Here is a 25,929-nt window from a genome sequence, read left to right as displayed (position 1 = left end):
CCCTCCATACTTACAACTTGAGTTTATCTCCCATCATATTATTAAATTTCTCTGTAAAATAAGGAAAAACACAACAGGCGGGAGAAAATGTCAATTCGCCAAATAATACCTTCCCATGCAAATTATATAAATCTACTCGAACAAATTTGAAATCCTCTGCCAATAATTTAGCTATATACAACATTTCATCCAAGTTTTCCGGCTTGGGTACATCTCCCCTTCCCGGAATTTCAGAATTTGATTTTACTATTTCAGGTATTGGATTCCACTCAATATCGAACAAGTCCAGTGTACATTTCATGGGCTCATCTTTTTTGAAGATACGACCTGTAATAACTAAAATAAACTGTGGCTCACCATTTAAGCAGTGAATCTTATAATCCACCAAATCCGTCATTTCTTCAAGATATTGCTCCGCATAAATTCTATGAGGAATTTTTGCATAGTGAGGCTCTACAGAATAGGTACCGTAGGTCGTATCAAGCCAGTATTTCATTTCTTTTTTACATTCCCCAATATCCAACTTATTTTTATCAGGAACGAAATAATTCATCTTACAGCCATGAGTCGCCTTTAAAACAAAACTTGCTGGTAAGCTGTCAAAATCAATTTCATCTATATTATTCCAAGGACCTCCGGCTAATGGAACAAGGAGTTCATTATTCCCCTCCGTTTTATTAAGAACATATTGTCTCACTGCATATTTATCAGTACACTGTGTTGCCAAAGAGTTTTGTCCATGAAGTTCAAGATAAGAAACCTTATCGGCTAAAGTCTTTGGATGAGAAAGATCAAGATATTTATGGAACCTTAAACGGGTGTCGAATTTCTTAGCACAATCAATTCCCATAGTGCAAGTAATTGCAGATAATACCTGACTGTAAACCTTTTTTAACATAAATTGCCCACTTTCTTACCTATATGCTTTTTTGACGAGTCCAATATGTGTGCCCTTCACAAAAGCCCAGCATCCCAACTCAAAAAAGCTTCGCAAAACCCCATGATGTTCAATATCATGGTAGAGTTGCCAGTGGTATTTTGCCTGTTTCAACTTATTGCTGCTGACGGAACCCTTCCGTCCGGTCCGATACACCCCCAGCACTTCCTGAATGCCTGCACAAAAGGTGGTTTTCTTTAGAATCTGCAGCCAAAGGGCAAAATCGTTTCTCTTTTTTATAGGAGGAACCTGGAACTTTCCCAGAATTTCCTGATCATATATGGCTGTCAAGTTTCCAATGGGATTGGAAAGTCGGATGCATTTTGCGTAATCCGTTTTTTCTGGAGGAAACAACGCATAATGCAAGCTGTTCCCTTCATCATCCATGCAGGCATATGCACTGCAAGAAAAAGCAGATTTCGTATTTTTCATGAAAGAAATCTGCTTTTCCAGCTTTTCGGGCAGCCACAAATCATCACTGTCCAGAAAAGCAACATACTTTCCCTCAGCCCGTTCGATTGCCACTGTCCTTGCAACAGCAGGACCTCCATTTTGGGAAAGTCTATAGTAGTGGATTTGTGGATATTTTTCCAGATAGGGTTTCAAAATTTCTTGTGTATCATCTGTGCTACAATCATCAACAATCTGCAGTTCCCAATCGGTTATTGTCTGAGCCAGGACTGAATCGATGGACTCCAATATGTACTTTCCACAATTATAGGTGGGCATAACTACACTGACTAGCACTCTTTCTCTCCTCCATGCACCGGCTCCACCTCCGCCGTCACCTGCCCTTCGGCCACCCCTTCTGTGCTCTCTTTCATGAACAGGATCTTCACCGTGGCAAAGATGATCTTGAAATCCTCGAACAGGCTGGGCCGGGCGATGTACATCAGATCCAGCAGCAGTTTATCGTAGGGGGTGGTGTTGTACTGGCCATAGACCTGGGCGTAGCCGGTGAGTCCGCATTTGGCCTGGAGCCTTAAATTCCACTCGGGCATTTCCTGGGCGTACTGGGCGGAGATCTCGGGGCGTTCGGGTCTGGGGCCTACGATGGCCATATCCCCTTTCAGGATGTTCAGCAGCTGGGGCAGTTCGTCGAACCGGACGGCCCGGATGAACCGGCCCACCCGGGTGACCCGGGGATCGTTTTCGCCGGTGCTGAGCCGAGCCACTCCGTCTTTTTCGGCATCCATGCGCATGCTGCGGAATTTCAGGACGGAGAAGATTTTGCCGTCTTTGGTGAGCCGTTTCTGGCGGTAGAAGATGTCTCCCCCGTCGGTGATTTTGATGGCCACGGCCACGCAGAGCATCACCGGAGAGAAAATCACCAGTGCCACCAGGGACAGGACGATGTCGTAAAGGCGTTTGAAGAACAGGAATTCGGGACTGGGGTTATACCGCTGGACGGCCATCATGGGCAGGTGGAACAGGTGGACTTTTTTGGCGCTGTCCATGATCACATCCCCGATCCTGGGGATTACATAGGTCCCGATTTTATGGGCCACACAGTATTTGGTGATCCGATTCCGGTCATGGCTGTGAAGGCCGCAGCAGAACACCACTTCGGCCTGTCCGATGGTCCCGGGAAGGTGTTCCATGCATTCGTCCACGGTGACCACGGACTGGACGTCGAAATGGAGATCCATGCCGTACTGCTTCACCAGTTTGTCCACGTTCTGGCCCTGGCCCAGGATCACCACGGTCTTTTTGGGCGGGAACACCCGGAAATACCACTGGTGGGCTGCCACGGTCCACAGGGTGATCAGGAAGAACTGGAGCAGAAAGGTGGGCAAAAAAGGGAGAAAGCTGATGTAGTGCCGATTAATCAGGAGGGTGATCAGGTACAGGATGCCGTCGCTGATCAGCGCTGCCAGTCCCTGACTGTACACCAGCTCATAGATCCGGCTGATGGGCACGCTGTAACCGTTGTACAGATGGGAGGTAAAGTAGTAGAACAGCCCGAACAGGAACACCATGATCAGGTTCCCTGCATAGTAGAAGGGATGGATGATATGGGATTCATAGAAATGTTGCCAGCAGAGCCAGAATGCCCCGGTGACCAGCAGGATGTTCAGTCCATTCAGGAGTTCCTGCAGTATTTTGTTGTACATGGATGTATTCATATAGCGGCTCATTTGGACCTCCTTATCGTTGATTGTTCATCGTTGGTCGTTCATCGTTCATCGTGGGATTGTGCGGAAAGCGGGCCGCCCGGCGTGCGGCCCCTACGGGTTATTCTTCCCGCTTCCCCTTTTTCTTGTGATGCTTTACGTGGTTCTCGTCGTAGTAGTCGTAATAGTAATAGCCGTACCCGTAGCCTTTGTGCTGCTGGGGAACGCCGTTTAAGACGACCCCCAGGATATTGGCTTTGCCGGCCTGGAGACGTTTTTTGGCTTCCTGGACCTCTTCCGGAGCCACCATGCCGGAATGGACCACCAGCACCACTCCGTCGGCCAGGTTCCCCAACAGGGCGGCGTCGGTGACGGCCAGCACCGGAGGCAGGTCGATGAGCACATAGTCATAGGCGTTGCCCGCCCGGTCCAGCAGCTGTTCCATTTTTTCCGATCCGATAAGCTCGGAGGGATTGGGCGGCACGGGGCCACTGGTCAGCACATCCAGGTTCCGGAACACGTTGGGATGGACCACCTGGGCAAAGGGGACTCCCTGGGCCAGGCAGTTGGTGACCCCCTGGTTGATGACCCCGAAGATCTTGTGCTGGACCGGCTTCCGCAGGTCGCAGTCCACCAGGAGGACTTTTTTCCCGTCCTGGGCCAGGGTCAGGGCCATATTGGAAATGGTGGTGGACTTCCCTTCCCCAGGGACGCTGGAGGTGAAGCAAATGTATTTCAGGTCCTGACCGGCTCCTGCAAACTGGAGGTTGGTCCGGATGGCCCGGTAGGTTTCCGCAATGGGAGACTTGGGGTCATTTTCCACAATGAGTTTTATTTCTTCCATAATTTCCTCCGCAGGCCGGCCCAGAATCCTTCTTCTTCCGGCTGTTTATGGTCTCCCGCTTCCGGGATCACCCCCAGGACGGGCAGTTCCAGATACTGTTCCACATCGGCAGCAGTACGGATTTTCCGGTTCAGCAGGGTCCGGGCGATGGTGTAGCCGGTGCCCCCAAAGAGCCCCAGGAACAGGGCCAGCACCAATGTCAGCAGCTTCCGGGGTTTGATGGGTTTATCCGGCAGGGTGGCTTCGTCCACCACCTGGACTTCGGTAGGCACCATCACTTCCGCCACTTTGGCTTCTTCCAGCCGTTTGGCCAGCATCACATAGATTTCCTGGGCCACGTCCGCATCCCGTTTCACCTGCAGGTACCCCTGCTGGGTCTGGGGCAGCCTGGCGATTTCGTCGGCATTCTTTTTTTCCAGCTGGTCGATGGCGTTGTTCTTCCCCTGGGCCACGGCAATCAGGGCCTCGTTGGTGAACTTGTCACTGAGGAGCTTCTGCTGGACGCTGCTGGAAGATGGCGCCTTCTGGGCGATGATGGCCTGGATTTCCTTCCGGAGGCTGTACCGGGCGGCCCCGATCTGCCGGTTGATTTCCTTCATCTTGGGGTTTTCGCTGGTGTATTTGCCGGTATAGCCGGCTTTCTGGGTTTCCAGATCCACCAGCTTGTTCTTGGCCTGCTGGATGGAGGGACTGTCGGCCAGGGCGGCACCGGCGCCGGCCAGCTGGTCGTTGATGGACCCCAGGGCGGCCTGGGCCGTTTCCATATCCAATTTGTTCTGGGCCTTGGCCTTGTCCAGGTCGGTGATCCGTTCGGCCAGACTCTTCATCTGGTTGTCGGTGGAGAAGATCTTGTGCTTCACCTGGTAGTTCTTCAGCTTGGTCTCCGCATCATCCAGTTCTTTTTTGGAGGATTTCACCCGCTGTTCCAAAAATTCCCGGGTGGCGGAAGATTCCGCGTGGGACAACTGGGCCAGCCGGTCCAGGAACCCCTGCACCAGCAGCTGGTTGGCTTCCTGGGCCTGTTCCGGACTTTTGCCGGTAACGTCCACTTCCAGGATTTCCGTATCCTTGTAGGGCTTGGTGACGATGTGGCTCTTTACGTAGTCTTCGTACCGGGGGTACTTGCCGTCTTTTTCCTCTTCGGTCTGTTCGATTACGGGAATCACCACATGACGGCTTTTCAGAATTTCCGCATTGGTGTTCATCTGCTGTTTGGTCAGCTGAGCATTGCCGATGGGCAGCTGTTCCATAATGGAGCTGGACAGGCCTCTTTCCTGTTTGATCCGCAGCAGGGCGGTGGATTGGTAGGTGTTGGGGACAATGAGCAGATAGGCCACGGCCAGGCCCAGGAAGCCACCGGTGATCTTGGCGATGGTTTTCTGGTTGGTCCGGACGATCTGCCACAGTTCCCGCAAATCGATTTCCTGTTCGTTCAAGATGGTTTCTCCTTTCCTCAGTCGTTGTTGTCTTTGATTTCCGAAATCATGTAAGCACCGCTGAGGAACGGAACGATATCCCGGGCGAAGTCGATGCGGCCGTTTTTGGTCAGGTAGAGGATGTCTCCCTCTTTCAGTTCCAGGTTGTCCTTCAGGTTGCCGGTTTTCAGCATGTTGTTCAGATTGATCTTGATGGCCTTGTTGGTGTCATCCTGGTGGATCAGAAACACCTTCTTCTTGGCCGCATCCCAGGTGAACCCCCCGGAAGCCCCCAGCGCGTCCATAATGGTGTGACCCTTGGTAAGTTCATAGGTGCCGGGCTTCTTCACTTCCCCGAACACATGGACCCGCACGCCCCCCAGTTGGACGATATTCACGGTCACATCCGGTTCCACATAGTACCGGGACAGTCCGTCCCGGAGATACCGGGTGAACTGGTCCACGGTCATGCCGCTGGCCTGGATCTGCCCCACCAGGGGGAATGATACGGTGCCGTCGGGCCGGACTGTGTAGGGTGTCTCTTTGGAGTTCTGGAGGTTGGAGCTGATGTCCTGCTCCTGGACAATGACGATGTTCAGCTGGTCACCGGGACGGAGGGTGTAGTTTTCCGCGCAGGCCGGAAGGGCCAGGGATGCCAGGGCAAAAGCCATGGCCAGGATTTTCTTCTTCATGGGGTCTCCTTTGTTTTTTATGATCAGACAGTAACTTTTCCGTAAACAGCAGGTTTTGTACAGGAAAGTCATTCTGTTTTGAAATAACGTAAGAGAGGGCACAGGTAAACGCCTGTACCCCCCCCGAAAAGTTGTTCGCAAGTTCTCTATTCAGTTTACAGCAAACCGCAAATGTCTTTCTTTTACAGGCAGTGTTCCAACTTTCTATATACATTCGTATAATGAGATATATAGTAGTATAGCAAAAGAATGGACTGTCTGCAACAAAAACTTGACAAAAGGGAAAATCTGGTGAATTTTCATCGCCATCTGAGGTTTTCTCCGCGTATTTTGTTGATTTTTTCCAGAGGATACTCCTTCCAGGGAGGGGAAGTTTTCCATTAGTTTTATTGTACAAAAATTGATGGGTAAAAATCCTCCCTGAATGGGCTTTCAGCCAAAAATCCTGGACCAGAATCCCCGTTTTTTCTTTGAGGGTTCGTGGGGCGGATCGGGATAGAACACCCGGCCCTGGAGCAGCAGACTGCCATGGGCATCGCAGTCCCCCAGGAATTTTTCCCCACCCGGCAGGGCCGCAATGGCGGCATCGGCCTTCCGGGTATCGGGGCTCCGCCAGTTGGTCCGGTGGGCGTCGCTGCCCAGGAAATGGACGGCGCCCCGATCGTAGAGCCAGCGGGCGCTGCGCTGGGCGGTTTCTCCGAAGTCCCCCAGAAAGCTGCCTTTGTTGCTCTGGAACAGGATGCCCTTTTCCACCCACTGGAGGACGGCATCGGGATGGGACATAATGTGCCGGTACCGTTCCGGGTGGGCCAGGATGGGCAGGTAACCCCGGAGCTGGAGCTGATACAGCAGGTTCCAGGTTTCCAGAGGGGCTGCCGTGGGCAGCAGTTCCACCAGGAGATAGGCGGTGCCCGCCAGGCAGTACGCCCTGCTTTCCCCGGGCCCGGGCAGGTAGTTGAGGGTGTCCGCGTCCAGGCTCACCTCCGCCCCGCTGTGGAGCCGGATGGGGATACCGGTATCATCCGCGGCCTGTTGGAGCTGTGCCAGCCGTTCTGTGATGACGTCCCAGGAGGGACAGATGCCCCGGCGGTGGAAATGGGGGGTGGCGAAAAGTTCCCTGGTCCCCGCCTCCGCCGCCTGGCGCAGCATGTCCAGGGACATGGAACGATCCCGGGCCCCGTCGTCCCCGGGGATGTCGTACAGGATATGGGAATGGATGTCAATCATAAGTTGGTACCTCGTAAAAAGGGTTGCTGCATGAGCAACAACCCTATCAATGTTTCATCCAGGTCCTGGGATAGAACAGGATCAGCATGGGCAGCAGTTCCAGTCTTCCGGCCAGCATGTCGAAGATCAGCACCAGTTTGGAGGGGAGGCTGTAGTCTCCGAAGTTCCTGGTGGGCCCTACCCCTGCCAGGCCGGGACCGATGTTGTTCAAGGTAGCGGCCACAGCAGTGAAGTTGGTCTCGAAATTGAACCCGTCCAGGCTCACGGCCAGGATGGACAGGAAGAAAATCAGGAAATAGGTGATCAGGAAGATGTAGATGGAATTGAGCATTTTGCTGTCCACGGACTTCCCGTCCATGCGCATCCGCTGGACCCCGTGGGGATGGAGTACCTGTCCCAGTTCCAGGAAAATGGACTTGCAGGTGAGCACGACCCGGCTCACCTTCACACCGCCGCCGGTGCTGCCGGCGCAGGCCCCCACCACCATCAGGAGCACCAGGATGGTTTTGGAAAAGCTGGGCCACAGGTCAAAATCCACGGTGCTGAACCCGGTGGTGGTCATGATGCTTCCCACCTGGAAAAAGGCGGACCGGAGGGCCTGTTCCAGGGTGTCGAACCGGTCCCGGATCTGCCAGGTGATGGCCAGCCCGGAAGCCAGGATGATGCCCACATAGGCCCGGACTTCTTCCATGGCCAGGGCTTCCCGGAACCGGAAAATCAGGGACAGATAGTAGAAGCCGAAATTCACCCCGAAGGCGATCATGAACAGGGTGATGATCCACTGCTGGATTGGCGTATAACTGGCGCAACTGTCGTTGAGGATGCCGAAGCCCCCGGTGCCGGCGGTACCGAAAGTGATGCACAGGTTGTGGAACCAGTTCATGCCGGTAAGGGCCAGCAGGGCGATCATCAGCAGGGTCATGCCCAGGTAGATCTTGTAGAGCACAATGGCGGTGTTCCGCACCCGGGGCACGAACTTGGACACGTCCGGGCCGGGGCTTTCCGCCTTCATCAGATTCATCTGGGTGCCGCCCCGGTTGGTGGGCATCAGCATCAGGATGAACACCAGCACCCCCATGCCCCCGATCCAGTGGGAAAAGCTCCGCCAGAACAGGGAGGTGTGGGACAGGGCCTCCACATCGCTGAGGATGGAGGACCCGGTGGTGGTAAAGCCGGAGACGATTTCAAACACCGCATCCACATAGGAAGGGATCTCTCCGGTGAGCACAAAGGGAATGGCGCCGTACAGGCTCAGGAGCACCCAGGACAGGCCCACGGACACGAACCCTTCCCGCTGATAGATGGCCCTGTTCCGGATTTTCCGCCGGCTGGTCACATACCCGATGGCCAGGGCCAGGAGGGCCAGGGCAAAATAGATCATCCCCTGGTCTTCTCGGTAAATGAGGGAAATCAGGCTGGGCAGCAGCAGCAGGGCTCCTTCGGTACAGAGGATCCAGGACAGCACCCGCCCGATCACAGGATAATTCATGGCGTTCAGACTCCTTTATGCCAGGATGTTTTCGATTTCGTGGAAGCCCAGGTTGGTGGTGACCACGATCACCGTATCCCCCGCCTGGAAGGCATCCTGGCCGCCGGGGATGATCAGTTTCCCTTCCCGGACGATGCCGGCGATCAGCACGTTCTTTTTGATCCGCATATCCGCCAGTTTGGTGCCGATCAGGGAGGATTTGCTGTCCAGAAGGAATTCCAGGGCCTCCACCCTGCCGTTCATGAGCCGGTACAGGGTCTCCACATTGGATTCCATACTGTTGCCGGCGGCCCGGACGTACTGGACGATCTGCTGGGCAGTGAGCTGTTTGGGGTTGACGATGCTGTCCAGCTGGAGCCCTTCGATCACGTCCCCGAAATCCACATGGTTCACCTTGGTGATGACTTTCTTGCTGGAATGCTTCAGTGCGTACAGGGACAGGATGGCGTTGACTTCGTCCATGCCGGTGCAGGCCACGAAGCCGTCCATGCTTTCCAGGTGTTCTTCCCGGAGCAGCTCCTCTTCGGTGCCGTCCCCGCAGTCGATGGTGGCCCCGGGCAGGGCTTCCACCAGTTCTTCGCACCGGGCCATGTCCCGTTCGATGATGGTCACTTCCGTATGGCTCTTCAGGAGCATCTTGGCCAGGTAGTAGCTGAGCTGGCCGCCCCCCACGATCATGACGTTTTTGCATTTGTTGGTGCGGACGCCGATTTTCTTGAAGAAGGCCTGGGCATCCCGGGGCATGGCGATGATGGTGAGGATGTCCCCCTGCTGGATCACCGTATCCCCGTTGGGGACCAGGATGTTGCTGTTCCGTTCGATGATGCACACCAGCAGGTTCACTGTGAGATGGGCAATTTCCTTCAGGGACCGACCGATGAGCACGGAGCATGGGGGCACCCGGAACCGGAGCATGTCGATCCGGTCCTTGGCAAAGCTGACGATTTCAATGGCGGAAGGGAAGTTCAGCAGCCGGGAAATTTCCTTGGCGGCTTCCATTTCCGGGTTGATGGTCATGGACAGGTTCAGCCCCTTCTGGAGGTAGTGCCGTTCGTCGGAATAATGGGGACTCCGGACCCGGGCGATGGTATGGCACTGATGGTTGTTCAGTTTGGCGATGACGCAGGTCAGAAGGTTCACTTCGTCGCTTTCGGTGACGGCGATGAGCATGTCCGCATGAGCCAGGTCGGCCTTGGCCAGGATGTTGAAGCTGGAACCGTTGCCCACGATCCCCATTACATCGTAATTGGTGGAAATATTCCGGATGATGGTGGGGTTGGTGTCGATGACGGTAACGTTGTTGTCTTCCTGGGTGAGCTGGGAGATGATGCTCCGTCCCACTTTCCCGCATCCTACAACTATGATTTGCATGGTTGAACTCCTTTTACGCAAGCGCTGCCGCGCCTGTGTTCAATTGTCAATGGTCTCTTGTTAATATCTCCTACTATACATCAGCTGTTTGAAAAAATCCACAGTTTTGTTACATTTCGTACAAAATTGCTGTTACTTTCTTTTTTTCTTCCTGGGAGTGGATTTTTGGGGGACTTTCGGGGTTCGGGGACCAGGAATCCTTTTCTCCACCCCCAGGGCCAGCAGCAGCCCCAGGATGCCGGTGGCCAGCTGGAGAGGCAGGAAAATGGACAGGGTTTTGGTGACGGCGCCCCAGGGCAGCTGGAGCAGCCGCAGGGCCCCCACCATGCCGATGGCCAGCACCAGGGTCTTGCCCAGAGGTGCCCCCAGGAACAGGGCCGATCCCTTGGACCCGGTGCGGGTGAGTTCCACGTACATACCATTGCCCAGGGCGATCACCGGCACCACCGGCCCCAGGATATGGCCCTGGAAAAAGGCGATCACCGCCAGGGCCACGCAGATGGTCCAGGCCAGGACCCGGGTGGTGTACCGGCCGGCCAGTACCAGGGTGGCGTTCACCAGGGTACCGATGAGCAGGGTCATGACGGGCACCGGCAGGGGCAGCACCAGCCGCAGCTGCTGGCTGAGCGCCCCAATGGCCAGCAGCAGGGCCCCCCGGACCAAAAGACGGACAGAATCGGACAAAGGTATCGGCTCCTTTCTTTTTGATGGTACAATTGCCAATTAATGCACAAAAGCCTTATGCTTTTGATGCCCTGAACCGGTGCCAGAGTTCCGCACATCCCCATGACAGCAGGAGTACGGCTATATAGAACGCTTCCATAGGTACTTGCTGTATCCCTGCTGTCCGGTTCAGCACATATTCCAGCTGGTCGATGAATATGGGGTGGATCAGGTAGATGGGAAAGGAGCGGCCACTCATTTCTTTTAAGGCCCCTTTCAGGGGATATCTGCCGCTCTGGATCACCATACTGAAGAACAGTACCGAAGCGATGGTATACACCAGCCCCGGCAGGCTCAGCTGCTGCAGGTAGTTCACGGTATTTTCGTAGGGCATCTGCCATTTGAAGGTCCACCGATAAAAAAGCCAGGTGTTGAATCCGGCACTGGCGGCAAAGAACGCCATCAGCAGGGCCTTGTGCCGGGTAATCAGCTTTTTGAATCCTTCATAATGTCGGGCAATCACCCCGCCCAGCATGAAGATGAACAGGTAGAAGAAGGGGAAATAGTTCAGCCGGTAATTGCACAGGTTCAGCAAAGCCGGGCTGGAAGCAATCCAGTCCGGATAGGTCCAGAAATGGAAATTTCCTTCAAACAGCAGCACCTGGGCCACGAACAGCAGGGGCAGGGCCACTTTCAGCCCGATTTTTTCCATGGCTCCCATCAGGCTCCGCCACAGGGGGAACAGCAGGTAGAACCAGATCAGGATCACCAGGAAGTAAATGTGGTACTGGGCGGTGCCGAAGAACAGGGAAAACAGGATGTTGGACGGATCCAGCACATTGGGGTCCCGGTTCAGCAGGGCATAGTAGCACAGATAGAACAGAGAAGCCAGCAGATACGGACGGCCGATGCTCTTCATCCGCTTTTTCAGGAAGCTTCCATAATGGAGAGGTTCTTCCAGGGGCTTACTGTAAAAAAGCCCGTAGCCGGAAATGAAAAAGAAGGCCGGCACACTGTAGCGGCTCAGGATGTTGGTAATGAGCACCAGGAAGGGAGAAGCCACGGCGTCGCTTACCGCCATGCTTCCCACATGGATGGCAATGACCCCCAGCATGCAGATGCCCCGGAGGTTGTCGAATACAAGGTTGCGCTGTTTCACAAAAAGCTCCTTTATGGTTTACAGGAATATGGATTCCGCAGGGGCGTCACCAGCCCTATTGGAATGAATCTATCTTATTAATTATAATGACCAGCGACTCGATTCTCAACCCCCTCTTTGAGATCCTCCAGAAACGGACGGACCAGGCGGGATTGCCAAGGCAACCCTGGGTCCGCCCCTACAGGTTCTCACCGGCCAGCCGAGGGCAAGGAGCCGGAACCGTTTGAAATCAAAACAAAAAATCCTGCCCCAATCGGCAGGATTTTTTGTCCCCAACGGCCGTTGACCGTTGACAGCTGACTGCTGACGGTACTGTTGCCCATGCAACAGTACCAGTTATTTCACATTGATCTTCCCTGCATACACGCTCCCCGTGGTTACGTCCAGGGTTACCAGGTCGCCGGTTTCCAGGGCTTCCATGGCTCCTTTGGCTCCTACGATCACCGGGATGCCGTAGTTGATGCCAATGATGGCGGCGGGAGAGGTGAAGCCTCCTTCTTCGGCGATGATGCCGCCAGACTGGGCGGCGCAGGTCCCCATTTCATTTTCCAGGGCCGCCACGGCCAGGATCATCCCGGGCTTGAACTGCTCCAGATCCGCTTTCTTTTCCACCCGCAGGACGATGCCGCTGGCGGCTTTCTTCCCGATGCCCTGGCCGGACACGATTTTCTGGCCCACATTGACCACCTGGATCAGGTTGGTGCTGCCCACCTTTCCCACGTTCATGCCGGCGGTGACCACCAGGGAATCGCCTTTTTTAATCAGCCCTGCGTCCAGGGCATTTTTCAGGGAGGCTTCGATCAGCGCATCGGTGCTGGCCTTGTTTTCCCCTTTGAGCGGTGTCACGCCCCAGTACAAGCTCATCCGCCGCAGGCTTTCCTCTTTGGGAGAAACCCCCAGCACATGGGCTTTGGGACGGTATTTGGCCACCAGACGGGCGGTGTAGCCGCTTTCGGTAATGGACATGATGGCGTTGGCTTCCAGTTCCTGGGCGATCTGCACGGTGGCATGGCTGATGGCATCGGTCATCTGGACCTGGGCCCCGATGCCCTTGTGTTTGAACACAGTGACATAGTCGATGGCGTCTTCTGTCCGTTTGGCGATCCGGGCCATGGTCTGGACGGCTTCCAGGGGATAGGCCCCGGATGCGGTTTCTCCGCTGAGCATAATGGCGTCGGTGCCGTCAAAGATGGAGTTGGCGATATCGTTGGCTTCCGCCCGGGTGGCCCGGTAATTGGTGATCATGCTTTCCAGCATCTGGGTGGCGGTGACCACCGGCTTGCCCAGGGCGTTGCATTTGGCGATGATTTCCTTCTGGACAATGGGCACGTCTTCCATGGGAATTTCCACCCCCAGGTCCCCACGAGCCACCATGACCCCGTCCACCACCTGGAGGATGTCATCGATGTTGTCCACCCCTTCCTGGTTTTCGATCTTGGCGATGATCCCCATGGGGGACCCCAGTTTTTCCAGGAGACGGCGGATTTCCATGGCGTCATGGGCATTCCGCACAAAGGAGGCGGCCACGTAGGTCATGCCGTGCTGGGCGGCAAAGGTAATATCGGAAATATCCGCATCGGACAGGAAGGGCAATTTCAGGAAAGCCCCGGGCACTGCCACCCGTTTCCGGGAGGAGATTTCCCCGCCGTTCACCACGATGGTATGGATTTCCTTGTCCGTGGTGGACTGGACTTCCAGGGACAGTTTTCCGTCGTTGAGCAGGATGGTGTCCCCCCGCTTCACTTCTTCCGGCAGACCGGCGTAGTTCACATGGGCCTTTTCCGCCGTCCCTTCCACATCCTCCGTGGTGAGGATGAATTCATGGCCGGGCACCAGGGTGGTCTTGTCCCCTTTGAACAGCCCCAGACGCATTTCCGGGCCTTTGGTATCGGCCACATAGCCCACCAGGCGCCCTGCTTCCTTTTCCGCTTCCTTCAGCAGGTTCAGCCGGGCTTCACATTCGCTGTGGGAGCCATGGGAGAAGTTGAACCGGGCCAGATCCATCCCGGAGCGGATCATATCCACCAGCAGTTCTTTTTTGTCCGTGGACGGCCCCAGGGTGCAGATGATTTTTGTTTTCTTCATGAAATGTTCCCCCTCTGAAATATTCATGATGCGCAGGGAAAAAGCAGTGTGTGCTCTTTCCAAAAAAAGTCCGGACTTGTAACAAGCCCGGACTTTTCAGTTCCGTGTGTACTATTAGGATTCTTTGAAGGCCTTGATCTTTGCAGTCAGCAGAGGCAGGATCTTCAGAGCATCGCCAACGATACCATATTTGGAGATTTCGAACATAGGAGCGTCCGGATCCTTGTTGATGCAGACAATGGTATCGGATTTGCTCATGCCGGCTTTGTGCTGTACAGAACCGGAAATACCGCAGGCGAAGTAGATCTTCGGGGTAACGGTTTTACCGGACTGACCAACTTGCCGGGGATGTTCGATGAACCCTTCATCCACAGCTGCACGGCTGCCGCCTACGGCACCGCCCAGAGCATGGGCCAGGTCATACAGCAGGGAGAAGTTTTCTTTGGCTTTCATGCCGCGGCCGCCGGAGCAGACGAACGGTGCATCGTCGATGGCCATTTCGCCTTCGCTGACCACTTCTTCTCTGCGGATGCAGGTTACCCGGTCATCCACATGGTTCTTCAGGGTGTAGTTGATCACTTCGCCGGTACGGGAAGCATCCGGTTCCATGGCCTTGAAGGTCTTGGGACGAACGGTACCCATCTGCGGACGATGTTCTTTGCACAGGATGGTAGCCATGATGTTACCACCGGCAGCAGGACGGGTCCATTCGATCAGGCCGTCTTCTTCAGCGTCCAGGATGGTGCAGTCTGCGCACAGACCGGTGTTCACCCGGGCAGCGATACGGGGCCCCAGGTCACGGCCGTCGTTGGTGGCGCCGATGAATACGGAAGAAGGCTGATATTCATCGATCATTTCACAGAAAGCATTGGTGTATTCGTCAGTGGAATAGTATTTGAAAGCAGGATCCTGGCAGACGTAAACCAGATCAGCGCCCCGGGCAATCAGTTTGGACGGAACGTCTTTGGCATCGTCGGTGATCAGGACAGCGGCCAGTTTCTGGTTGCATTTGTCAGCCAGTTTCCGGCATTCGCCCAGCAATTCGTATACAACGTGAACAGGTTCGCCTTTGTAATGTTCAACATAGACCCATAAATCTTTTTCGTTACCGGTCTTTAAACCTTTCGTGTTAGCCATTTATACCCAACCTCACTTCGTAATAATCTTGTCTTCGATCAGTTTGTTAACCAACTTATCGACTGCCACAGCAGGATCTTCATCGTCGAAGATTTCACCGTGTACCTGGGTCACTTTCGGAGTGAAGCTCTTCATAACCTGAGTCGGAGAGCCGGCCTTGCCGATGATGTCCAGAGGAATTTCCAGGGCGGCAGCAGTGTAGACAGGGATTTCAGCCTTTCTGGCTTTCATCTTGCCTCTAATGCTGGCAAAACGCAGATCTTTGCTGCGCATTACGGTAACCACGCAGGGCATCTTCATGGTGAAGGTCATGGACATTTGTTCATTGTCTCTGTCCACTACTACGGTGTCATCTTTGACCTGAACTTTCAGGGCAGCGGTGACCTGGGGCAGACCCAGATGTTCAGCGATTTCAGGACCGACCTGAGCGGTATCCCCATCGATTGCCTGACGGCCGCAGAGGATCAGATCAGGAACGCCGAAATGTTTGATGGTGTTGGCCATGGCAGCGGAAGTAGCCAGGGTATCAGCACCGCCGAAAGCTCTGTCGCTGACCAGTTTGGCTTCATCAGCGCCTACAGCCAGGCAGTCTCTCAGGACAGATTCTGCATGAGGCGGCCCCATGGTGATGACGGTTACATGAGCGCCCAGTTCATCTTTCAGCTGCAGGGCAGTTTCCAGAGCGTACTGGTCATAGGGGTTCATAATATTGGTTACACCATCTCTGACGAGGTTGTTGGTAACCGGATCGATCTTCATTTCAGCGGTATCCGGTACCTGTTTAACACATACAACGATGTTCATTACAAAGCGACCTCCTAAAAATCATATAGTACAAAACCACACAGCCCCATTGTAACACGTGTGTTCCCGGTATGCAAGGGATTGCAGGAACTTGTCAGACTAGCGTTTCAAATTTCCCCATCTCGTGTATACAATCTGTATAATGGCATTTTCTTTTGTTTTCTCTTGATTTCTAAATTAAGAGATAATTTAATCCAAGTTCTGTAACGGAAATTTCTACAGAATTGCACGACAAATAATGGGTGAATTTTTGTGAGCATAAGGACTTCCTTATAGAAAAAGGGATTGCTGCCGGCGCAGCAATCCCTACCATTCCATGCTCCCCTTCCCCAGCACCCGTTCGATGGCATCGGCGAAGCCGGGGGCATCCAGATCCACCCAGAAACGGGGATTGGTCCGGATGACTTTTTTGGTGTCGGCCACGTGGAGGTATACGGGGTTCTTGCCGTGGAAGGCGGCGAAAATGCCCCCCAGCTGCTGCTGGACCGCCTGGGTGTTCTTCCCCGGCCTGATGTGGAGATGGACTTCTTTGGCTGCTTCCTGGAGGGGCTCCACCCGGTTGGCAAAGATCCTGGCCTGCTCCTCGTCCAGCTTCAGGATGCCCTGGATCATCACGATCCGGTCCTTGTCGATGTTGGCCCGGCTGGCGGCATAGGCCCGGGGAAAGGCGATCACCGTCAGGCTGCCGGTCAGGTCTTCCAGCACAAAGGAGGCCATCCGGTCCCCGTTTTTGGTGGAGCGGAGCCGGAGATCGGTGATGATGCCTCCCACGGCAATCCGTTCCCCATCCTTGTAGTTTTCCTCCGTGCAGCGGATTAGGGGGGTGAGCCGGCGGAGGGCGTTCCGGTAAGCATCCAGGGGATGACCGGTAACATAGAACCCGATCAGTTCCCGTTCCAGCCGGAGGATCTCAGCTTTGGGGATTTCCGGCAGGTTGGGGATGGGAATGGTGTTGGCACTGGCGATGTCCTCTTCTCCAAAGAGGCCCAGCTGGCCGGTGATCCGGTCCCGCTGTTCACTGGCCGCCGCTTCCAGGGCCGGGTCCATAATGGCCAGCAGCTGGCTCCGGCGCAGGCCGAATCCGTTCATGGAACCGCATTTGATCAGGGCTTCCACCACCCGCTTGTTCACCTTGGACAGGTCCACCCGGCGGGTGAAGTCAAAGAAGTCCCTGAAGGGCCCCCGTTTCTTCCGTTCCTCCAGGATCACGGTGACCGCCGCATCCCCCACGCTTTTGATGGCCCCCAGACCGAAGCGGATGGTGTGGCCGTCCACGGAAAACCCGGCTTCACTGGTATTGATGTCCGGAGGCAGTACCTGGATGCCCATGTCCCGGCACACCCCGATGTACCAGCTCACCTTGTCCGCCACGGTGATGATGCTGTTCAGGAAGGCGGCCATGTATTCCACTGGGTAGTTGGCCTTCAGCCAGGCGGTGTGGTAGGCCACCAGAGCATAGGCCGCAGAATGGGATTTGTTGAACCCGTACCCGGCAAAATGCTGGAGCAGGGCAAAGATCTCGCTGCCCAGTTCCCGGCTGATGCCGTGGAGTTTCTGGGCGCCGTCCAGGAATTTTTCCTTCATGGAATCCAGCAGCTTGGCCTTCTTTTTCCCCATGGCCCGGCGCAGGATGTCTGCTTCCCCCAGGGTGAATCCCCCCAGGGCGGATACGATCTGCATCACCTGTTCCTGGTAGAGGATGACCCCGTAGGTGTCGGCCACAATGGGTTCCATCAGGGGATGGAGCACCTGGGCCGTACGTCTGCCGTGACGGCCGGCGATGAAGTCTTCGGCCATGCCGCTGCCCAGGGGCCCGGGCCGGTACAGGGCCACCAGAGGGATCAGATCCTCGAACCCTTCCGGAGCCAGCTGTTTCATCAGCCGGGTCATGCCGTCGCTTTCCATCTGGAACACCGCCGCCGTATCCCCCTTACAGAGCATCCGGCAGGTTTTGGGATCGTGGAGATCGATGGTCCGGATATCCACCTCCGTCCCCTGGTTCTTTTTGATCATCTTCAGGGCATCGTCGATGACGGTGAGGGTCCGGAGCCCCAGAAGATCCATCTTCAAAAGCCCCAGGCTTTCGGACCGGTCCTTGTCGTACTGGGTGCAGATGTATTCATGTTCGTCGTCGCTGCTGGAGGTGATCTGGAGGGGCACATAGTCCGTCAGTTCCCCAGGGGTGATCACCACCCCTGCTGCATGGGTGGAAGTGTGCCGGGGCATCCCTTCCACTTTCTGGGCAAAGTCCAGCAGCTGGGCGATGCTGGGATCCCCGTCCCGGAGTTCCCGAAGTTCCCGGCTGCCTTCCAGGGCGCCTTTCAGGGTGGTCCCGGGGGTATTGGGAATCAGCTTGTTCACCTGGTTCACCACGTTCAGGGGGATGTCCATGGCCCGGCCCACGTCCTTGACGGCGGCTTTGGCGGCCAGGGTCCCGAAGGTGATGATCTGGGCCACATGGCTTTCCCCATATTTCCGGGCCAGGTAATCCACCACCAGATGGCGCTTCACATAGCAGATATCCGTATCGATATCGGGCATGCTCACCCGTTCCGGATTCAGGAACCGTTCAAAGATCAGGTTGTATTTCAGCGGGTCGATGCTGGTGATCCCGGTCAGGTAAGCCACGATACTTCCGGCGGCGCTGCCTCTGCCGGGGCCCACCGGGATGTCGTGGCGCCGGCTGTAGTTGATGAAATCCCACACAATGAGGAAATAGCCGGAATACCCCATCTGTCTGATGATGCCCAGCTCGTATTCCATCCGTTTCCGGGCGGTGCCGTCGTCCTCCGGATACCGGGAGGGAAACCCCTCTTCGCAGAGTTTCCGCAGGTAACCGTCCATGGTCTCTCCCGGAGGCAGGGGAAATTCCGGCAGCAGCAGATGGCCGAATTCCAGCTGCACATTGCACCGCTCTGCAATCTCCAGGGTGTTGTCCAGGGCTTCCTGATCTTCCGGGAACAGTTCTTCCATCTCTTCCCGGCTCTTCAGGTAGTAGGAATCGTTGTTGAACCGCATCCGCTGGGGATCCAGGTACCGGGTGTTGGTCTGGATGCACAGCAGGATGTCCTGGCCGGAGGCGTCTTCCTTGCGGATGTAATGGAGGTCGTTGGTGGCCACCAGTTTGATGCCGTGCTTTTGGGCCAGCCGGCGGAGTTCCTGGCGGACAGTGGCTTCTTCCGGCAGCCCGTGGTTCTGGATTTCCAGGTAGTAATGGTCCCGGCCGAAAATGTCCAGGTATTCCAGCATGGTCTTTTCGGCGGTTTCCAGTTCACCCCGGAGGATGTGACGGGGCACTTCCCCGGCGATGCAGGCGGACAGACAGATGAGCCCTTCGCTGTACCGGCGGAGCACGTCCTTGTCGATCCGGGGTTTGTAGTAGAAGCCCTCCACTTCGCCGATGGACACCAGTTTCATCAGGTTCTGGTAGCCGGTGCGGTTTTCGGCCAGGAGGATCAGGTGGTACAGCTTGCTCCGGGTTTCCAGGCTTTTATCCAGATGGGAACCGGAAGTGATGTACACTTCGCAGCCGATGATGGGTTTGATGCCGGCTTTTTCACATTCCTGGTAGAATTCGATGACCCCGTACATGACCCCATGGTCCGTAATGGCCAGGGCGGGCATGCCCAGTTCCTTGGCGTACTGGACCAGTTCCGGGATCCGGCAGGACCCATCCAGGAGGCTGTATTGGGTATGGGTATGTAAATGGACGAATTGGTTCATGGGGACTCCTTTAAAAAGGGGGTGTGAAAAAATCACACCCCCGGTCACTGGTCTCTTGTCACTGGTCACTAGACGAAGGTAGGCAAACGCGGCTGCCGTTGCTAACCCACCACCAGTGACCGGAAGCTGTTGCCCAGGCAACAGCTTCCTCTTATCCTCTGATCGTATTCACTTCTCCCGGCAGGTACATGGTGACTTCCGGGGACACTTCGGTTTCTGTGGCGCCGATGGTGTAGGCCACACCGGCCAGGTAATCCTGGGCCCGGATCTTGTCCGGATCGGGCAGGTCATTGAGACACATGAGCAGACCCTTGCCTTCCAGGATCAGCTTTCCGTAGTCCACGATTTCCTCCAGGCTGGCCGGCGTCCGCAGGCACAGATCCAGGTTGGGCGTGTCCAGAAGCGTCAGTCCGTGATTTTCCTGCTGCCCCTTCTGGGTATTCCGGGTCTTATCCGATTTGAAACTGGCAAACATAAGGACATCCCTCCCTTCTTCGTATCTTTTTATTTTACACCAATTTGGGGGAGAAAGCAAAAGGCGCTGTGAAAAAATCATTCACAGCGCCTTAAATTTGCCAGCGTAAGCTGGCTTCCATCGGCTAGAGACTAGTGACTAGTGACTAGAGACTAGTGACGGGGATGTGAAAATCATTTTTTCACATCCCCTTTTCATTACGCCCGTGCGTTCCGTGCTCTGGTGCGCGCACGTTCCATACGGGACAGGATTTTCTTTCTCATGCGGATGCTCTTGGGGGTAACTTCCACGGTTTCGTCGTCGTTGATGTGTTCCAGGGCCCCTTCCAGAGAGAAGGTCTGGGGCGGAACCAGACGGACGGCGTCATCGCTCCCGGCAGCACGCATGTTGGATACGTGTTTCTTCTTGCAGGGGTTCACGTCCATATCGTCTTCCCGGCTGTTTTCGCCGACGATTTCCCCTTCGTACACTTCTTCACCGGGGTTCACGTACATGGTGCCTCTGGCCTGGCATTTATCAATGCCGTAGGCCGTGGTGGTACCGGCTTCAAAAGCCACCAGGCTGCCCCGGGTACGGCCCGGGATATCGCCCTTGTAGGCACCCCAGCCGGCGAACACGTGGTTCATGATGCCGTTGCCCTTGGTATCGGTGAGGAACTGGTTCCGGAAACCGATCAGGCCCCGGGCAGGGATCAGGAAGTCCATGCGCAGGTAGCCGGCCACTTCCGTCATGTTCTGGAGTTCAGCTTTCCGGATCCCCAGTCCTTCCATGACAGCGCCCATAAAGTCCTGAGGCACTTCGATGGTCAGGGCTTCCATGGGTTCCAGCAGCTTGCCGTTTTCGTCCCGGCGCATGATAACGGTAGGTTTGCCCACCTGCAGTTCGAACCCTTCCCGGCGCATGGCTTCGATGAGCACGGACAGGTGCAGTTCCCCACGGCCGGACACCTTGAAGGTATCGGCGCTTTCCGTATCTTCCACCTTCATGGAAACGTTGGTTTCCACTTCTTTGTACAGACGATCACGGAGATGACGGCTGGTGATGAAGTCCCCTTCCTGGCCGGCAAAAGGACTGTCGTTGACGGAGAAGGTCATGGACAGGGTGGGTTCGTCCACCTTGATGCCCTGGAGCTGTTCCGGATTGTCCACATCGGCAATGGTATCCCCGATTTCCGCAGTGCTCAGACCGATCAGGGCGATGATGTCCCCGGCTTTGGCTTCAGGCACTTCCACCCGCTTCAGCCCTTCGTAGGTGTACAGACGGCCGATCTTCTGGTTGGTGCGCTTGTCATCGTGCATCAGGCACACGTTCTGTCCGTTTTTGATGGTGCCGCGGACCACACGGCCCACCACGATCCGGCCCACATAGTCATCGTGGTCCAGGGTGTTCACCAGCATCTGCAGGGGAGCGTCCACGTCCACATCAGGAGCGGGAATGCTGTCGATAATGGTGCGGAACAGGGGTTCCAGGTTGTCGCTTTCGTCGTCCATGGACAGCTTGGCAACACCCTTCTTGGCGGAGGCATAAACCACCGGGAAGTCCAGCTGGTCGTCGTTGGCGTTCAGTTCGATGAACAGATCCAGGACTTCATCCACCACTTCTTCCACCCGCTGATCCGGACGGTCGATCTTGTTGATGACCACCACCGGTTTCAGGTGATGTTCCAGTGCTTTCCGCAGCACGTATTTGGTCTGGGGCATGGGGCCTTCATAAGCGTCTACCAGCAGCAGAACGCCGTCCACCATGTTCAGCACCCGTTCCACTTCGCCGCCGAAATCGGCGTGGCCCGGAGTATCCAGGATGTTGATTTTGCAGCCATCATGCATAACGGAAGTGTTCTTGGCCAGGATGGTGATTCCACGTTCTCTTTCCTGATCGTTGGAGTCCATGACCCGTTCCTGCACCTGCTGGTTGGCACGGAATACACCGCTCTGTTTCAGCATGGCGTCCACCAGGGTAGTCTTACCGTGGTCGACGTGAGCGATGATGGCAATGTTACGCAAATCGTTTCTAATCATAAAAGCCCAATCCCCTCTTATTTCCAGATAAATCAAGAGGATGCTTGTCAGGAAGCATCCTCAAAGTAAACTGCATCATTTCGACTTTCCTATTATATTCTTTTCCCTTTCAGATGTCAAATATCTGTCAGAGAGTTTTCATCACATCGTCAATGTATTTGCGGATTTTTTCCATCTTGGCCCGGATATCGGGAATCCGCCGGGGATCATGGGTAATGAGCTGTTCCAGACGGCCCTTGTAGGCCAGGTAATCCTTTTCAAAGTTCCGCAGATAATCCCGCATGTTCTGGATGGCCGGTTCGCTGGTGATCACCCTGGTTTCCTCAATCCGCCAGTCAGTGCCGTCGATGATGGCCGCATCTCCGAAGTTGGGGATGTAGGTGGCAGTGCCCAGTTCCGTGTTCAGCAGATGGGCAAAGGCGCTGGCCGCATCGTATTCCCCATGGACCACGAAGAAGGCTTTGGGCTTCTGCTGCATCCCCTTGTACAGGGCCAGCATCTGATCCCGGTCCGCATGGGCGGAGAAACCGGACAGGTTGTAGATCTTGGCGCCCACCACAATGTCTTCGCCCATGATCTTGACTTTTTTGGCCCCGTCGATGAGCCGGCGGCCCAGGCTGCCTTCCGCCTGATACCCGGCGAAGATCACCGAGCTGTCCTTCCGCCACAGGTTGTGTTTCAGATGGTGGAGCACCCGGCCGGCATCGGCCATGCCGCTGGCGGAGATGATGATCATGGGGCTGGGCATGTCGTTGATGGCCCGGGATTCCGCCGGGGTTTCCGTGTATTTCACATTGGGCATGTCGATGAGACGGCCCTTCTGTTTCTGGAAGATGGTCCGGGCTTCCTCATCATATTCCTCCGGATTGTACAGCATCACCTGGGTGGCCTTGATGGCCATGGGGCTGTCCACCATAATGGGGACCACCGGCAGCTGGCCGCTGTTCATGAGCTTCTGGAAGTAGTAGAGCATCACCTGGGTACGCCCTACGGCAAAAGCGGGGATGATCACGTTGCCCCCCCGGCTCAGGGCGTCCTTCATCACATCACACAGTTCCTTTTCCCGGTCGATCTGTTCATGGATCCGGTTCCCGTAGGTGGATTCGGTGATGATGAAATCCGCACCGGAAATCTGATGGGGATCATCCAGGATGGGTACATTGGGCTGGCCCACATCCCCGGTGAAGATCAGCTTGGTCTTCTTCCCGTTTTCTTCAATCATCAGGTTCACCAGGGCGCTGCCCAGGATATGGCCGGCCACCCGGAAGCGGAAGGTGATCCCCGGGTACAGTTCCACATCTTCATCATAGTCGTGGGTAATGAAATGCTTCAGGGCCAGATAGGCATCATCCGCCGTATACAGGGGTTCCACGGCAGATTTCCCGGCCCGGAGCCCTTTCCGGGTGGCGATTTCCGCATCGGATTCCTGGATGTGCCCGCAGTCCGGCAGCAGGATCTGACACAATTCTTCGGTAACCGGCGTGCAGTGGATGAAGCCCTTGAACCCTTCCTTGATCAGCCGGGGCAGCAGGCCGCTGTGGTCGATATGGGCATGGCTCAGGATCACCGCGTCAATTTCGCCCGGATTGAAGGAAAAAGGCTTGCGGTTCAGGTCCCGGATCAGTTTGGGGCCCTGGAACATTCCGCAGTCCAGCAGGATCTTTTTTCCGTTGACTTCCAGCAGGTGACAGGACCCGGTAACGATTTTATCCGCGCCCAGGAAGGTGATTTTCATGAAGGATCCCTCCTTGTTCAAAAGTTTTTGCCTGACTCTTTCAGGGAAAGTACCTATAGTACGGCACGATGTGGTACAATAGTTCCATGGATTGACCAGAAAGGGTGTACGTTATGAAAAAGTCTCTATTTTTTCCTCTATTGATTGTTTCTCTGCTGTCGGTGCCATCCCTGCTTTTTGCTCAGGAAGCCGGGTCCGGTGCGGAAAAACCGGCAGTTTCTGTTGCAAATAATACAAAAACCGCTACACCCTCTGGGACTGTTTCCCAGGAGGTCCTCCCCACTCCTCCCTCGGAAGATGCGGCTGCCTGGACCCTAGTGGGCGGCAACAGCAGCTATGAGGTGTATTACGATACCCGGAGCCTCCAGTACGACGAAAAGACCGGGATCATCACCATCTGGAACAAATGGGTGCAGAAGGGAGCCGTGGGCACGGGAAGAACCATCCTGCTTCAAAGTAAATACGATGTGCGTCTGCGGGTGGTGTCCGATCTGGTCCAGTACACCTACAACGGGCTGGGACAGGAAACGGGACGGGAAAAAGTGGCTGACCAGTCCTGGTATCCCCTGAGCCCCAACACCCTGGGCATGGAACTGTGCCAGGCGCTGAAAGGGTATCTGCTGAATCAGTGAAAAAAGGGGGTGCTGCACGTTCTGTGCAGCACTCCCTTTTCTGTCAACGGTCAGCTGTCAACGGTCAGCTGTCAGCAGCCGTTGGAAATCAATTTTACAAATTGATTTTGAACAGTAGAAACCGTAGGGGGCGCAGGCCCGGCGCCCCGCAGCACACATAGTCAACTGCCAGTTGACGGAGCTGTTGCCTATGCAACAGCCCCTCTTTCATTTCCCTAAAAACACCGGTTTACGTTTTTCCAAAAACGCTTTCATCCCTTCTGTCTGGTCCAGGGTGGCGAAGCAGTTGCCGAAAACCTGGGCCTCGTAGCTGAGACCGGAAGCCAGGTCCATGGACAGGCCCCGGTTGATGGCATCCTTGGCGGAGCCGATGGCAATGGGCCCCTTTTCCATGATCTTCCGGCACACGGCTTCACAGGTTTCCATCAGCTGTTCTCCCGGCAGCACCCGGTTCACCAGACCGATCCGGTAAGCCTCCTGGGCATCAATCAGATCCCCGGTATAGATCATTTCCTTGGCCCGTCCCTGCCCGATGAGCCGGGCCAGGGTCTGGGAACCCCCAAAACCGGGGATGATCCCGTACTTCACTTCCGGCTGTCCGAATTTGGCCGTGGTGGACGCATACCGGAAATCACAGGCCAGGGCCAGTCCCAGGCCCCCACCCAGACAATACCCGTGGATGGCCCCGATAACGGCCATGGGCAGATTTTCGATGGCATTGAACACTTCATGGCCGAACCGGGAAAAAGCCATGGCCTCATGGGCCGTCATCCGGCTCATGGCCATCAGATCCGACCCGGCCACAAAGGCCTTGTCCCCGGCCCCCTGGAGGATCACTGCCTTTACCCGGGAATCCCGTCGGATTTCTTCGATGCACCCTTTCAGCTCCCGCAGGGTTTGGAGATCCAGCGCGTTGAGGATGTCCGGACGGTTGATGGTGATGACAGCCACCCCGTCATCCTGGACCGTCAGCAAAAGATTTCTGAAGTTAACCATAGTCGCCTCCTAAAAGTTGGATTTTTTAGAATATTGTATCTTATTAAAGCCGGTTTTGGCAAGGGGAAAGAGGGAGGGGAATTCACAGCCCCGGTCAGCGGTCAACGGTCAACAGCCCCTGCGGTTCCGGTTGATTTTGAAGTGCCCTGATCCGTAGGAGGCGCAGGCCCGGTGCCCCGCCCTGTGCATCGGCAATCGGCATCCAGACGGGCTGCCCGGCGTGCAGCCCCTACGGGTCCGAGTGACAGCTGACCGTTGACAAAAAATTCCGCATCCATCAGATGCGGAATTTTCTTAACCGGCAGCTCCCTATCCTCCCGGACCGTTTCCAGTCGAGTACTTTCGGCGTATAAGGGCTTAACTGCTGTGTTCGGCATGGGAACAGGTGGATCCCCTTAGCTATCGCCACCGGA

Annotated in this window: 20 protein-coding genes and 1 rRNA gene; 1 reads left to right on the top strand and 20 read right to left on the bottom strand. The window is 55.5% G+C overall.

What is annotated here, in order from left to right; genetic code table 11:
* Positions 1 to 10: 10 nt before the first annotated feature.
* From ACFER_RS02995 to ACFER_RS02910, 18 genes are all read right to left on the bottom strand, one after another.
* A complete protein-coding gene (locus ACFER_RS02995; RefSeq protein WP_012937957.1) occupies positions 11 to 898 on the bottom strand; it encodes an ATP-grasp fold amidoligase family protein in 888 nt (295 codons plus the stop codon).
* Positions 899 to 913: 15 nt separating this feature from the next.
* The gene (locus ACFER_RS02990) at positions 914 to 1,684 is read right to left on the bottom strand and encodes a glycosyltransferase family 2 protein (RefSeq protein WP_012937956.1); all 771 of its coding nucleotides are present in this window, start codon (positions 1,682 to 1,684) and stop codon (positions 914 to 916) included.
* Entirely contained in the window at positions 1,678 to 3,075 is a 1,398-nt protein-coding gene (locus tag ACFER_RS02985; RefSeq protein ID WP_012937955.1) for a sugar transferase, read from the bottom strand. Before ACFER_RS02985 ends, ACFER_RS02990 begins: the two co-directional genes overlap by 7 nt.
* 97 nt (positions 3,076 to 3,172) lie before the next feature.
* Positions 3,173 to 3,895, bottom strand: coding sequence for a CpsD/CapB family tyrosine-protein kinase (locus ACFER_RS02980; protein WP_012937954.1), 723 nt, complete (start codon positions 3,893 to 3,895; stop codon positions 3,173 to 3,175).
* Positions 3,883 to 5,331 carry a GumC family protein gene (locus tag ACFER_RS02975; RefSeq protein ID WP_012937953.1) on the bottom strand — a complete coding sequence of 483 codons (1,449 nt, stop codon included), beginning with the start codon at positions 5,329 to 5,331 and terminating at the stop codon, positions 3,883 to 3,885. The genes ACFER_RS02980 and ACFER_RS02975 overlap by 13 nt, the downstream gene beginning before the upstream one ends.
* Positions 5,332 to 5,348: 17 nt before the next feature.
* Entirely contained in the window at positions 5,349 to 6,002 is a 654-nt protein-coding gene (locus ACFER_RS02970) for a polysaccharide biosynthesis/export family protein (protein ID WP_012937952.1), read from the bottom strand.
* Between the two features lie 432 nt (positions 6,003 to 6,434).
* A complete protein-coding gene (locus tag ACFER_RS02965; RefSeq protein ID WP_012937951.1) occupies positions 6,435 to 7,229 on the bottom strand; it encodes a tyrosine-protein phosphatase in 795 nt (264 codons plus the stop codon).
* A 46-nt stretch (positions 7,230 to 7,275) separates the two neighbouring features.
* Positions 7,276 to 8,718 (bottom strand): TrkH family potassium uptake protein, encoded by a 1,443-nt coding sequence (locus ACFER_RS02960; protein WP_012937950.1) that lies wholly within the window; start codon positions 8,716 to 8,718, stop codon positions 7,276 to 7,278.
* Between the two features lie 15 nt (positions 8,719 to 8,733).
* Positions 8,734 to 10,089, bottom strand: coding sequence for a Trk system potassium transporter TrkA (trkA, locus tag ACFER_RS02955; RefSeq protein WP_012937949.1), 1,356 nt, complete (start codon positions 10,087 to 10,089; stop codon positions 8,734 to 8,736).
* Positions 10,090 to 10,221: 132 nt separating this feature from the next.
* Positions 10,222 to 10,773, bottom strand: a complete 552-nt coding sequence (locus tag ACFER_RS10770; RefSeq protein ID WP_012937948.1) for a hypothetical protein — start codon at positions 10,771 to 10,773, stop codon at positions 10,222 to 10,224.
* Positions 10,774 to 10,828: 55 nt separating this feature from the next.
* Entirely contained in the window at positions 10,829 to 11,911 is a 1,083-nt protein-coding gene (locus ACFER_RS02945; protein ID WP_012937947.1) for an acyltransferase, read from the bottom strand.
* A gap of 336 nt (positions 11,912 to 12,247) precedes the next feature.
* Positions 12,248 to 13,996 (bottom strand): pyruvate kinase, encoded by a 1,749-nt coding sequence (pyk, locus tag ACFER_RS02940; RefSeq protein WP_012937946.1) that lies wholly within the window; start codon positions 13,994 to 13,996, stop codon positions 12,248 to 12,250.
* A 114-nt stretch (positions 13,997 to 14,110) separates the two neighbouring features.
* Positions 14,111 to 15,133, bottom strand: a complete 1,023-nt coding sequence (locus ACFER_RS02935) for an electron transfer flavoprotein subunit alpha/FixB family protein (protein WP_012937945.1) — start codon at positions 15,131 to 15,133, stop codon at positions 14,111 to 14,113.
* Positions 15,134 to 15,145: 12 nt separating this feature from the next.
* Entirely contained in the window at positions 15,146 to 15,937 is a 792-nt protein-coding gene (locus ACFER_RS02930; protein WP_012937944.1) for an electron transfer flavoprotein subunit beta/FixA family protein, read from the bottom strand.
* Positions 15,938 to 16,243: 306 nt separating this feature from the next.
* A complete protein-coding gene (locus tag ACFER_RS02925) occupies positions 16,244 to 19,660 on the bottom strand; it encodes a DNA polymerase III subunit alpha (protein WP_012937943.1) in 3,417 nt (1,138 codons plus the stop codon).
* Positions 19,661 to 19,811: 151 nt separating this feature from the next.
* Entirely contained in the window at positions 19,812 to 20,135 is a 324-nt protein-coding gene (locus ACFER_RS02920) for a cell division protein SepF (protein ID WP_012937942.1), read from the bottom strand.
* Positions 20,136 to 20,332: 197 nt separating this feature from the next.
* A complete protein-coding gene (gene typA, locus ACFER_RS02915) occupies positions 20,333 to 22,153 on the bottom strand; it encodes a translational GTPase TypA (protein ID WP_012937941.1) in 1,821 nt (606 codons plus the stop codon).
* A gap of 127 nt (positions 22,154 to 22,280) precedes the next feature.
* Positions 22,281 to 23,888 (bottom strand): MBL fold metallo-hydrolase RNA specificity domain-containing protein, encoded by a 1,608-nt coding sequence (locus ACFER_RS02910; RefSeq protein WP_012937940.1) that lies wholly within the window; start codon positions 23,886 to 23,888, stop codon positions 22,281 to 22,283.
* Positions 23,889 to 24,229: 341 nt separating this feature from the next.
* Here ACFER_RS02910 and ACFER_RS02905 point away from each other — a divergent pair, with 341 nt between their 5' ends.
* Complete coding sequence (locus ACFER_RS02905) at positions 24,230 to 24,520, top strand: hypothetical protein (RefSeq protein WP_187287526.1); 291 nt, start codon at positions 24,230 to 24,232, stop codon at positions 24,518 to 24,520.
* Positions 24,521 to 24,727: 207 nt separating this feature from the next.
* On the opposite strand, the gene ACFER_RS02900 is transcribed toward ACFER_RS02905, so the two are convergent.
* Together ACFER_RS02900 and rrf are read right to left on the bottom strand one after the other, a co-directional pair.
* Entirely contained in the window at positions 24,728 to 25,516 is a 789-nt protein-coding gene (locus tag ACFER_RS02900; RefSeq protein WP_012937938.1) for an enoyl-CoA hydratase-related protein, read from the bottom strand.
* Positions 25,517 to 25,812: 296 nt separating this feature from the next.
* Positions 25,813 to 25,929: ribosomal RNA gene (gene rrf / locus ACFER_RS02895) — 5S ribosomal RNA — on the bottom strand.

It is taken from the genome of Acidaminococcus fermentans DSM 20731, from assembly GCF_000025305.1.
Classification (GTDB): Bacteria; Bacillota; Negativicutes; order Acidaminococcales; family Acidaminococcaceae; genus Acidaminococcus; species Acidaminococcus fermentans.
This window is presented reverse-complemented; position numbering and strand designations above follow the sequence as displayed.

Coding starts and splice junctions, on each gene's coding strand:
- ACFER_RS02995 (WP_012937957.1), bottom strand. CDS start 898: ATGTTAAAAAAGGTTTACAGTCAGGTATTATCTGCAATTACTTGCACT.
- ACFER_RS02985 (WP_012937955.1), bottom strand. CDS start 3,075: ATGAGCCGCTATATGAATACATCCATGTACAACAAAATACTGCAGGAA.
- ACFER_RS02980 (WP_012937954.1), bottom strand. CDS start 3,895: ATGGAAGAAATAAAACTCATTGTGGAAAATGACCCCAAGTCTCCCATT.
- ACFER_RS02970 (WP_012937952.1), bottom strand. CDS start 6,002: ATGAAGAAGAAAATCCTGGCCATGGCTTTTGCCCTGGCATCCCTGGCC.
- ACFER_RS02965 (WP_012937951.1), bottom strand. CDS start 7,229: ATGATTGACATCCATTCCCATATCCTGTACGACATCCCCGGGGACGAC.
- ACFER_RS02960 (WP_012937950.1), bottom strand. CDS start 8,718: ATGAATTATCCTGTGATCGGGCGGGTGCTGTCCTGGATCCTCTGTACC.
- trkA (WP_012937949.1), bottom strand. CDS start 10,089: ATGCAAATCATAGTTGTAGGATGCGGGAAAGTGGGACGGAGCATCATC.
- pyk (WP_012937946.1), bottom strand. CDS start 13,996: ATGAAGAAAACAAAAATCATCTGCACCCTGGGGCCGTCCACGGACAAA.
- ACFER_RS02935 (WP_012937945.1), bottom strand. CDS start 15,133: ATGGCTAACACGAAAGGTTTAAAGACCGGTAACGAAAAAGATTTATGG.
- ACFER_RS02930 (WP_012937944.1), bottom strand. CDS start 15,937: ATGAACATCGTTGTATGTGTTAAACAGGTACCGGATACCGCTGAAATG.
- ACFER_RS02925 (WP_012937943.1), bottom strand. CDS start 19,660: ATGAACCAATTCGTCCATTTACATACCCATACCCAATACAGCCTCCTG.
- ACFER_RS02920 (WP_012937942.1), bottom strand. CDS start 20,135: ATGTTTGCCAGTTTCAAATCGGATAAGACCCGGAATACCCAGAAGGGG.
- typA (WP_012937941.1), bottom strand. CDS start 22,153: ATGATTAGAAACGATTTGCGTAACATTGCCATCATCGCTCACGTCGAC.
- ACFER_RS02910 (WP_012937940.1), bottom strand. CDS start 23,888: ATGAAAATCACCTTCCTGGGCGCGGATAAAATCGTTACCGGGTCCTGT.
- ACFER_RS02900 (WP_012937938.1), bottom strand. CDS start 25,516: ATGGTTAACTTCAGAAATCTTTTGCTGACGGTCCAGGATGACGGGGTG.